This is a genomic window from Rodentibacter ratti, assembly GCF_002000485.1.
In the GTDB taxonomy this organism is placed as follows: Bacteria; Pseudomonadota; Gammaproteobacteria; order Enterobacterales; family Pasteurellaceae; genus Rodentibacter; species Rodentibacter ratti.
On sequence record NZ_MLAJ01000007.1, the window covers coordinates 120,690 to 130,567 of the forward strand.

Genomic DNA, 9,878 nt, shown 5'->3' on the forward strand with positions numbered 1-9,878 from the left:
TCGAAAGGTAGAGCTTTATTTCAGTTTTTCTAATCGAGCCATCAACACATCATCATTCAAACTTTGTATTTTTCTCATTCGATAGAATAATAAAATAGCGGCAAAGGTCAGTGCGACCACAAAAGCAATCCAGAAACCTCGCGCACCAATGTTTGGCATCAGTAAATCGGTTCTTGCCAGCGTATAACCTAATGGCACGCCGATTACCCAATAAGCAAAAAGAGTGATATAGAGGATCACTTTAGTATCTTTGTAACCGCGTAACACTCCACTCACAACCACTTGAATCGTATCGGAAAATTGATAAACAGCTGCAAGTAAGAGTAAACCTGTCGCCATACTAATAACGATTTCATCTGTCACAAAAATGGCGGCAATCTCATAGCGGAAAAAGATCGTGATAAATGCGGTAATGACCGTGATCGTTAAACCGAGTATTAAGGCGGCATAGGCGATATTTTTGGCTTTTTCAGGCGAGCCTGATCCTAATGCTTGCCCCACAAGGATCGTAGTTGCCATACCGATTGACATTGGAAACATAAAAATAAAGGAACTGGTATTTAAGGCTATTTGATGGCTTGCCACAATGGTTGCACCAAGTGGGGAAAGCAATAAAGCAGTAAGGGCAAAAAGCGCCACTTCGCAACAAAGTGCAATCGCAATAGGTAAACCAAGTTGTAAGAGTTTTTTTAATGTTGCAACGTTCGGTTTTTCAATCACTTGGCTGAATACTTTTAACTGACGTTCTTGGCGATTAAAGTAAGAATAACCAATCATCATCAAACACATCGACCAGTTCACGATTGCAGTTGCCACGCCACAACCTACTGCGCCGAGTGCCGGAATGCCGAGTTTACCGTAAATAAAAATATAGTTGAGGGGAATGTTAAGCATTAGCCCGAGAAAGGTAATCACCATTGCCGGTTTGGTTTTTGCAATGCCGTCATTTAAGCAACGGAAATTGACGAGTAATAAATAAGCCGGTAATCCCCAAATCATCGCATGTAAATAATCTTGGGCAATTTGTGCCATATGCGGTTCCATCTGCATAAATTGCAAGACAAAATCGCTGTGGTAAATCAACAATCCAAGAGGAATACTGCTTGAAAGTGCGATCCAAATACCTTGACGAACTTGATGTGCAATGCGATGACGTTGTCCGGAACCATTTAAATAGGAAATGGTTGGAGGTAAGGCAAGTAATAAGCCATGCCCGAACAGCACTAACGGCAACCAAATAGATGCACCGACAGAAATGGCGGCCATATCCGTAGAACTCACTCGCCCCGCCATAATGGTATCCACAAGCCCCATGGAGTTTTGAGCGACCTGTGCCAATAAAATAGGGATAGCAATTTTAATTAATTTCTTAATATCAAGGTGATACTCGGATAAAAGACGAAAATTCATAAATTTGATATACTACGCAAAAATTTGATTGAGGAAAATTTATGTTTACAGGAATTGTACAGGGGATTGCCCCCATTCATTCGATTACAGAAAAAACACATTTTAGAACACAGATCGTAAAATTACCACCTGAAATGCGAAAAGGGTTAGAAATTGGCGCTTCTGTGGCAAATAATGGAGTGTGTTTAACAGTGACTGAAATTCATGATGATTTAGTCAGTTTCGATTTGATGCAGGAAACCTTACGGATTACTAATCTGGGCGAATTAAAAGCCGGTGATTTCGTTAATATTGAACGAGCCATGCAAATGGGCGATGAAATTGGTGGGCATATTTTATCCGGTCATGTGTATTGTACTGCGGTGATTTCCGACATCATCGCAACAGAAAACAATCGTCAAATTTGGTTTGAATTACCGAATAGGGAAGTGATGAAATATATTTTAACCAAAGGTTTTGTTGCGGTAGATGGCATTAGTTTGACCATTGGTGAAGTGAAAGACAATCAATTTTGTGTGAATTTGATTCCTGAAACATTACAAAGAACCTTGATGGGGCAACGTAAAACAGGGGATGTGGTCAATATTGAAATTGATCCGCAAACACAAGCGATCGTAGATACGGTAGAACGTTATTTAGCGGCTCGTTCTTAAAAGAAAAGTGCGGTCAAAAATCTTACTGTTTTTTGACCGCACTTTTATCAAATCAATTTTTCTGTTTTTTCGATTTTTTCCACTTCCAAAATAAGAACAGGGCAACGGCAGCAACCAATATGTAAATAACCATTTGGCCTTTCTGAATTTGCTCATGCAACCAATCTAAATTTCTCGCACCAAATTCACCAAGGTAAACCCAAATTGGTACGGAAATAATGGCGGCACAAAAATCAATTAAGAGAAAACGGGTATAACTGACACGGCGTGTAATGCCCGAAACCATATAAATCGGTGCTCGTAACCCCGGTAAAAAACGTGCAACAAATAATACGCGGTTGCCATATCGAGCAAATTTTTCACGGACCATTTTTAGACGTTGTAGGGTAATAATCTTACGCATTGGGCGAAAACGTAAAATTTTTGTCCCGTAAATGCGACCGAGCCAGTACATACAAGAATCGCCTGCCAGTACGCCGACCATACTGACGAATAACATGAGATGGGAATTCACACTTTCAGGATAAAGCCCGGCAATCACGCCGCCTGAAACAAGGGTTATATCTTCAGGAATGGGTACACCAAAGCCACAGATAATCAAGACAAAAAATACAGCCCAATAGCCGTAGTCAGTGAAAAAATTAATAAGAAATTCCATTTGTTCCCGTTGTTTAGATTTTCGTGGTTTCAAAAAATTAGCGGTTATTCTAATCGTTTCATGCTGAGTTTTCTAGAAAAAGTTTGCGTTGATAAGTTGAATATTCTATAATCTGCGCCCTCAAAGTGAGCCTTTGAGTCAATTTAGGAAAATTGCTGGGTCGCCTGCAATTTTTTGGTTTTTAATCTTATTTTTAAAGAGAATATAACAATGGCATTTAAATTCAACGCTGAAGTTCGTACAGCGCAAGGTAAGGGTGCGAGCCGCCGCCTGCGTCATAACGGTCAAATTCCTGCAATCGTTTATGGTGGCAGCGAAGCGCCGGTTTCAATCATCTTAAATCACGATGAATTAAACAACGCACAAGTTCACGATTCTTTCTACTCTGATGTGATTACACTTGTAATCGATGGCAAAGAAGTGGCTGTAAAAGTGCAAGCAATGCAACGTCACCCGTTCAAACCAAAATTGGTTCACATTGACTTTAAACGTGCATAATTTTTAATTTTGATGAAAAACACCAAAGAAGATTCTTTGGTGTTTTTTTATGGAAAGCGGGGTGAAAATGAAAATTGCCTTAGGAATTGAATATAACGGACAACATTATTTTGGTTGGCAACGACAAGAAAAATTGAGAACCGTACAGGAAGAATTGGAAAAAGCCCTGTCTTTTGTTGCAAATGAAAAAATTGATGTATTTTGTGCGGGAAGAACCGACTCCGGTGTGCATGGCACAGGGCAGGTTGTGCATTTTGAAACAAATGCGATTCGTCCTGAAAAAGCTTGGGCATTTGGTACGAACGCTAATTTGCCTGATGATATTGCGGTGAAATGGGCAAAAATCGTTGATGATGAATTTCATGCCCGTTTTTCTGCCACGGCACGTCGCTATCGTTACATTCTGTATTGTAATAAATTACGATCTGCCATTTTACCGGCTGGGATTACCCACTGTCATTTGGAATTAGATGCGGGAAAAATGCATCAGGCAGGGCAATTTTTATTGGGCGAGCATGATTTTTCTTCTTTCCGAGCGGCGCAATGCCAATCAAATACACCGTGGCGAAATATCCATCACCTGAATGTTGTTCAAAAAGGCGAATATATTATTGTCGATATTCAAGCTAACGCTTTTGTACACCACATGGTTAGAAACATTGTTGGGAGCTTAATTGAAGTCGGTGCAGGGAATCAGCCGGTTGAATGGCTTAACTGGCTACTTGAACAGCGAGATAGAAAACTTGCTGCTCCTACGGCAAAACCGGACGGACTTTATTTGGTGAATGTGATTTATCCTGAAAAATTTGCCATTCCTCAGAATAAATTGGGTCCGCTTTTCCTTGAAGATAAGCTGATTTAGTTTGATGAGCTTGTCTGACTAGCAAGGCTCGCCGAATTATGGTTTAATACGCTGAATTTTCTAGTGGATAAATAGGTAAAAATAATGAGCTGGATTGACCGAATTTTTAGTAAAAGCCCTTCTTCTTCAACACGTAAATCTAACGTTCCGGAAGGGGTTTGGACAAAATGTACCTCGTGCGAACAGGTACTTTATAGTGAAGAATTAAAACGTAATCTTTATGTATGCCCGAAATGTGATCATCATATGCGTATTGATGCACGCGAACGTCTTTTACGTTTACTGGATGAAGACTCAAGCCAAGAAATAGCGGCAGATTTAGAGCCAAAAGATATTTTAAAATTTAAAGATTTAAAGAAATATAAAGATCGTATTACAGCGGCACAAAAAGAAACCGGTGAAAAAGATGCGCTTATTACCATGACAGGCACACTTTATAATATGCCGATTGTGGTGGCAGCTTCAAACTTTGCTTTTATGGGCGGTTCAATGGGATCTGTTGTAGGCGCCAAATTTGTCAAAGCGGCTGAAAAAGCCATTGAATTGAATTGTCCGTTTGTGTGTTTTTCTGCCAGTGGTGGGGCGCGTATGCAAGAGGCATTATTTTCATTAATGCAAATGGCAAAAACCAGTGCAGTGCTTGCCAAAATGCGTGAAAAAGGTGTGCCTTTTATTTCCGTTTTAACCGATCCGACTTTAGGTGGCGTATCAGCGAGTTTTGCGATGTTAGGCGATTTAAACATTGCCGAACCGAAAGCCTTAATCGGTTTTGCCGGTCCACGAGTGATCGAACAAACCGTTCGTGAAAAATTACCGGAAGGTTTTCAACGTAGCGAATTTTTATTAGAAAAAGGGGCGATTGATATGATCGTCAAACGTGGTGATATGCGCCATACCCTAGCAAGCGTATTAAGTAAATTAACCCATCAGCCTTCTCCCTTTAGCGAACCCGAGTTAATTGAAGATGACATTGAAGTAAATGAAGAACATCATGAAGAAAAATAATATGAATTTAAAAGCCACTTCGCCACTCGCTGAGTGGCTTTCTTATTTAGAAAATAGCCATTTTAAAGCCATCGATCTTGGCTTAGAACGAATTAAATCCGTCGCAGAAAAAATGGATCTGTTACACCCGGCACCTTATGTGATCACCGTGGGGGGAACGAATGGCAAAGGAACAACTTGCCGTTTATTAGAAACGATTTTGCTGCGGCATGGTTTGCGTGTAGGCGTATATTCTTCCCCCCATTTATTACGTTATAACGAACGTGTACGTATTCAAAATCGGGATTTACCGGATGAAGCCCATACGGCATCCTTTGCCTTTATTGAAGAAAATAAAACGGAGTCTTTAACTTATTTTGAGTTCAGCACTCTTTCTGCCTTACATTTGTTTAAACAACATCATCTTGATGTCGTGATTTTAGAAGTGGGTTTAGGTGGGCGTCTAGATGCCACCAATATTGTAGATAGTAACTTGGCGGTGATCACCAGTATTGATATAGATCATACGGATTTTCTGGGTGATACAAGGGGAGCGATCGCCTTTGAAAAAGCCGGTATTTTCCGTCAAAACTGTCCGGTAGTAATAGGCGAGCCAAATGTGCCCGATACGATGTTGGAGCAAGCTGCCCGTTTAGGCTGTCAGGTATCACGCCGTGATGTAGATTGGTCATTTCAAGTTAATGCAAAAGATTGGCAATGGCAAAGCCAAAAAGTGCGGTTAGAAAATTTACCGTTTTGCCAAATTCCATTAATGAATGCAGCCACTGCGTTAGCAGTGATTGAACAGCTACCTTTTGACATTCAAGAGAGTACCCTCCGCCACGCATTACAAAACGTAGAATTAGTCGGGCGTTTCCAGACTATTCAAGGGGATAAGCGTGAAAAATTGGCAAGCTTATTTAATCAAAAAGCGGATGATCTACCAACGGTGATCGTTGATGTGGGGCATAATCCCCATGCTGCGGCATATTTAAGTGAAAAATTGACCGCACTTAAAGCACAAAAGAAAGGCAAATTAATTGCTGTGTGTGGAATGTTAAAAGATAAAGATGCTCAAGGGGTTTTTACACATCTTGTTCCCCTTATAGACGAATGGCATTGTGTAACTTTAGGGGGGTATCGAGGGCAAACGGGGGAAGAATTGCGTACAAAACTCGCCGCATTTTTCCCTAATGTTAAAGCCACATTACTAAACTCCGTGATGGATGGTTTACAGATTGTATTAAAAAGTGCGGTTAAAAATGACATTGTTTTAGTGTTTGGATCATTTCATACGGTGGCAGAGTTTTGGCAGGAAATAGAATAATCGCAGTGGGATTACCATATTTTATCTTTACAAATTTTTACAAGAAAAATTTGTGTTTAAGTGAACAATTTTGTTAGAATGCGTGAGAATTTTTTCTTCTATCATATTGTTTTAAAAGGTTTTTTATTCATTGGTAGAGAAAAGTTAAAGAATGAGTCAATAGTTGAGTAAATTACTCCTTAGGGAGGTTAAGTAACTTATTGATTATGTTCTGTAGTCGCAGGTTTCTAAAAGAAGGACCTTGATGAATTGTTGCGATGTAGTTTAAGCGATGAGGAAAAGCATTTATAAATCTTGAAATAGAATTCAAGGGATAAATGATATTCCATCAACTTTTAACCATGAAGATGATACTTGTGTTTTATAGTTATCGATTTACTTCATATCGTACCAAGTAAATAACACAAGTTCTTTTTTTAGGAAACAACATTATGAATAAGATTTTTAAAGTTATTTGGAACTATGCTACACAAAGTTGGGTGGCGGTGTCCGAATTACAAAAAGCAAAAGGTAAAACAAAATCCTTGTCATTGGGTTCGAACGTAGTTCGCCAATCTTCCCCAATGCTTAAATTCTCTTTAATCTCCTCCGGTTTATTGCTCGCAAGCGGTCAAGTGATAGCTGCAACAGGTACTGATAATACAGCTGCCGGTCAATGTTATTATGATACAACGACCAATAGTGTTATTTGTGGCGATAACAAAACAAAAAATAACACGACTTTCACTAATACAACTGGCGCAAGTGTGAGTGTAATAGGTAACTATAGTGTTGCTGTTGGTAGTGAAGCCAATGCCTTTAATGAGGGCGATATTGCGATAGGACGCTATGCAGGTCAAAATCGTGCAGATAAAGGAAGTAATTTTGGTGGCTCAGGTAATGTATATTCCGGTGGTGCATTGATTTCAACTCCTGCTGAAACTATTTCAACCAGTCATGGGGTTTCAATTGGTCGTGGTGCAGGTATGGATTCAACAGGGGTTAAGAATACTGCGATTGGTTATTACGCAGGCAGACAACATTTTGGTGATAATTCAATTACTATTGGTACTTTTGCTAATAACTTTTTGACGAATGGATTATCGGATGGTAAGGCTGTTGGTAATACCATTGATGCATTAGCTAATAATTCTAGAAATGTTCCCAATATAGTAAATCGTAGCCGTGATTCTATCGCTATTGGTTATGGTGCAATGACCTATGATGATGAGGATGTAGCAATAGGTAAAAATGCGAAAACCATAGGTAATAATGCAATGGCTATTGGTAGAGGTGCTCGTGCAGGTATGGCATACACAGTAATGAATGGTCAGAGTTTGACTGGTCCAACACTGGCTGTAGGGCAGGGTGCTACCGCAGCCTTAGGTGGTGATGTATCCATTGGTATCAATGCGGGTAGTAGAGTTACACAAAATGCTACACAACTCAGAAATGGTGTAAATCTGGGCGAGTCTAAAAATATTAGCTTGGGTAATGCCGTGGGTAATAATGTATATGGTAGAGGTAACCTTGCTTTTGGTGTGACAGCCGGTGGACGTGTAGGTACGGCTGAGGCTATAAATATCAATAACGTAGCATTTGGTAATGAAGTTGGGAATGATGTTCGCGGTGATAATAATATTGGTATCGGTTGGCAAACTGCTCAACGCGTAAGATCGAATTCCAACTTGGCATTCGGGGCACGTTCAGGTAATGATATTAATGGTCCTGATAACATTGCTGTAGGTTTTAATGCAGGTAACAGGGTTAATGGTGGCGGTAACTGGGCGGCTGGTTATCATGCTGGTAAGTATGTAGGCGTATTGAGCACTGCAGGTGCTTTAAATGTAAATGATGGGACATTTCAAAATAGTGCCGTTGCACGGAGTCTTGATAATACTGCTATAGGTAAAAAAGCTGGTACTTATGTTAATGGTGATAACAACGTGGCCATTGGTCGTAATAGCGGTCGAAATGTTGGTCATAAAACAACTTCATTTGGCACAAAAAGTGCAGATAATATTGCTATTGGAGCAACAGCAGGTAGTTTTATTGAAGGTAACTATAACTTAGCCTTTGGTGTGAATGCCGGTAAAGGTACTGATGCTGATAATATGCTTGTTCGCACCCGTTCAGTTAGCCAAGGTTATAATGCAACGGCTTATACTAACGATAGTTTAGCAATTGGTACGAATGCTAAAGCAGGTATTCAATCAACTAATGGTACGGGTGATATAAACGCTATAGCTATTGGTAATAGCTCAACAGCAACTAAGGAAAATTCTATTGCATACGGTACAAAAGCTACTGCAACTGCCAAGCAGGCTATTGCCATCGGTGATACTTCAACAGCATCCGGCAATACGAGTGTTGCAATAGGTCCTGAAAGTAAATCTCAGGGTTGGGCTTCAGTCGCCTTGGGGGACTATGCTCAGAGTTCCAAAGATTTTGCAATAGCAGTGGGGGGCTGGTCGAAAGCTTTAGGTCAGGATTCCATTGCTTTTGGACGTGATACTAATGCCTCAGCGAACGAGAGTATTGCAATCGGTCACAAGAGTAAGGTATCAGGCACGAAATCTACTGTGATTGGTATTGGTAACAATGTCAGCGGTGAAAATACTTTTGTACTTGGTAATAATGTAACCGCAACAACTAATGGCTCTGTTGTGTTAGGAGATGAAGCTACAACTGAAGGTTCTCATGATATTGCTAATGTAACCAATGCCACATTGAGTGGAATTTATTATGGTGATTTTGTAGGTACAGTAAAAGATAGCGGACGTTTCGTTAGTGTAGGAGCTAAAGGTGATGAGCGTAAATTGATCAATGTCGCCGCAGGTAATATTAGTGCTACCTCAACTGAAGCTATCAATGGTAGCCAACTTTACTTGGTAACGAATACATTACGTGACCAAATGCCTGTTGTTTATACAACGACAGATGGCACTAAAGTGACTAAACAAGGCGATAAATTCTATAAAGTTAATCCGGATGGTTCACTTGGTGATGAAGTGCCGGCAAGTAATGTTATTGCTTCAATGAATAATGGCAATAACAGCACAACAACACCAACTACATTGACTAATGTAGCAGGCAATTTACAGGGTGCAAAAGCGAATACAACCGCACCAACAACAAGTGGTACAGCTCCAACACCGGAAGAAGTGGCAAATATTAGCAATAATGCCGCAACTGTAGGCGATGTGTTGAATGCAGGTTGGAATTTACAAGAAAATGGTACAGCCAAAGATTTTGTAAAACCTTACGATACTGTGAATTTTGTGAATGGTACCGGTACTATTGCAAATGTGACTACTACTAATGGTACAATAAGTAATGTTACCTTTAATGTTGATACGGGTTCTATTACACCTGCTTCTAACGAAGATGTAAAAGATAAAGATGATAATGTTGTTATACCTAGTGGTGAAGTAAGTGTTGCAGATGGGCAAGCTAATAAAATCGCCACTGTACAAAATGTAGCTGATGCAATTAATAGTGCTGGTT

The 9,878-nt window shown here is 40.0% G+C and carries 8 protein-coding genes; 6 read left to right on the forward strand and 2 right to left on the reverse strand.

Going from position 1 to position 9,878, the window contains the following annotated elements:
- Nucleotides 1-15: 15 nt before the first annotated feature.
- Complete coding sequence (locus tag BKG94_RS07695) at nucleotides 16-1,410, reverse strand: MATE family efflux transporter (RefSeq protein WP_077435910.1); 1,395 nt, start codon at nucleotides 1,408-1,410, stop codon at nucleotides 16-18.
- 41 nt (nucleotides 1,411-1,451) lie between these two features.
- Here BKG94_RS07695 and BKG94_RS07700 point away from each other — a divergent pair, with 41 nt between their 5' ends.
- Nucleotides 1,452-2,063 carry a riboflavin synthase subunit alpha gene (locus BKG94_RS07700; RefSeq protein ID WP_077435912.1) on the forward strand — a complete coding sequence of 204 codons (612 nt, stop codon included), beginning with the start codon at nucleotides 1,452-1,454 and terminating at the stop codon, nucleotides 2,061-2,063.
- Nucleotides 2,064-2,115: 52 nt separating this feature from the next.
- On the opposite strand, the gene BKG94_RS07705 is transcribed toward BKG94_RS07700, so the two are convergent.
- Nucleotides 2,116-2,721, reverse strand: coding sequence for a DedA family protein (locus BKG94_RS07705; RefSeq protein WP_077435914.1), 606 nt, complete (start codon nucleotides 2,719-2,721; stop codon nucleotides 2,116-2,118).
- A gap of 210 nt (nucleotides 2,722-2,931) precedes the next feature.
- On the opposite strand from BKG94_RS07705, the gene rplY reads away from it, so the two are divergent.
- The 5 genes from rplY to BKG94_RS07730 form a co-directional block, all read left to right on the forward strand.
- The gene (rplY, locus tag BKG94_RS07710) at nucleotides 2,932-3,219 is read left to right on the forward strand and encodes a 50S ribosomal protein L25 (protein ID WP_077435916.1); all 288 of its coding nucleotides are present in this window, start codon (nucleotides 2,932-2,934) and stop codon (nucleotides 3,217-3,219) included.
- Between the two features lie 67 nt (nucleotides 3,220-3,286).
- On the forward strand, nucleotides 3,287-4,081 hold the full coding sequence (truA, locus tag BKG94_RS07715) for a tRNA pseudouridine(38-40) synthase TruA (RefSeq protein ID WP_077435926.1): 795 nt from the start codon (nucleotides 3,287-3,289) through the stop codon (nucleotides 4,079-4,081).
- Nucleotides 4,082-4,165: 84 nt separating this feature from the next.
- Nucleotides 4,166-5,086: an acetyl-CoA carboxylase, carboxyltransferase subunit beta gene (gene accD / locus BKG94_RS07720; protein ID WP_077435918.1), complete on the forward strand. Its 921-nt coding sequence runs from the start codon at nucleotides 4,166-4,168 to the stop codon at nucleotides 5,084-5,086.
- Between the two features lies 1 nt (nucleotide 5,087).
- Entirely contained in the window at nucleotides 5,088-6,392 is a 1,305-nt protein-coding gene (gene folC / locus BKG94_RS07725) for a bifunctional tetrahydrofolate synthase/dihydrofolate synthase (RefSeq protein WP_077435928.1), read from the forward strand.
- Between the two features lie 431 nt (nucleotides 6,393-6,823).
- Nucleotides 6,824-9,878 (forward strand): ESPR-type extended signal peptide-containing protein (locus tag BKG94_RS07730; RefSeq protein WP_077435920.1); only part of this gene is annotated, 3,055 nt, incomplete at its 3' end.

Excerpts from the sequence above, each read along its gene's own strand:
- BKG94_RS07695 (WP_077435910.1), bottom strand. The coding sequence starts at position 1,410 with ATGAATTTTCGTCTTTTATCCGAGTATCACCTTGATATTAAGAAATTA.
- BKG94_RS07700 (WP_077435912.1), top strand. The coding sequence starts at position 1,452 with ATGTTTACAGGAATTGTACAGGGGATTGCCCCCATTCATTCGATTACA.
- BKG94_RS07705 (WP_077435914.1), bottom strand. The coding sequence starts at position 2,721 with ATGGAATTTCTTATTAATTTTTTCACTGACTACGGCTATTGGGCTGTA.
- rplY (WP_077435916.1), top strand. The coding sequence starts at position 2,932 with ATGGCATTTAAATTCAACGCTGAAGTTCGTACAGCGCAAGGTAAGGGT.
- truA (WP_077435926.1), top strand. The coding sequence starts at position 3,287 with ATGAAAATTGCCTTAGGAATTGAATATAACGGACAACATTATTTTGGT.
- accD (WP_077435918.1), top strand. The coding sequence starts at position 4,166 with ATGAGCTGGATTGACCGAATTTTTAGTAAAAGCCCTTCTTCTTCAACA.
- folC (WP_077435928.1), top strand. The coding sequence starts at position 5,088 with ATGAATTTAAAAGCCACTTCGCCACTCGCTGAGTGGCTTTCTTATTTA.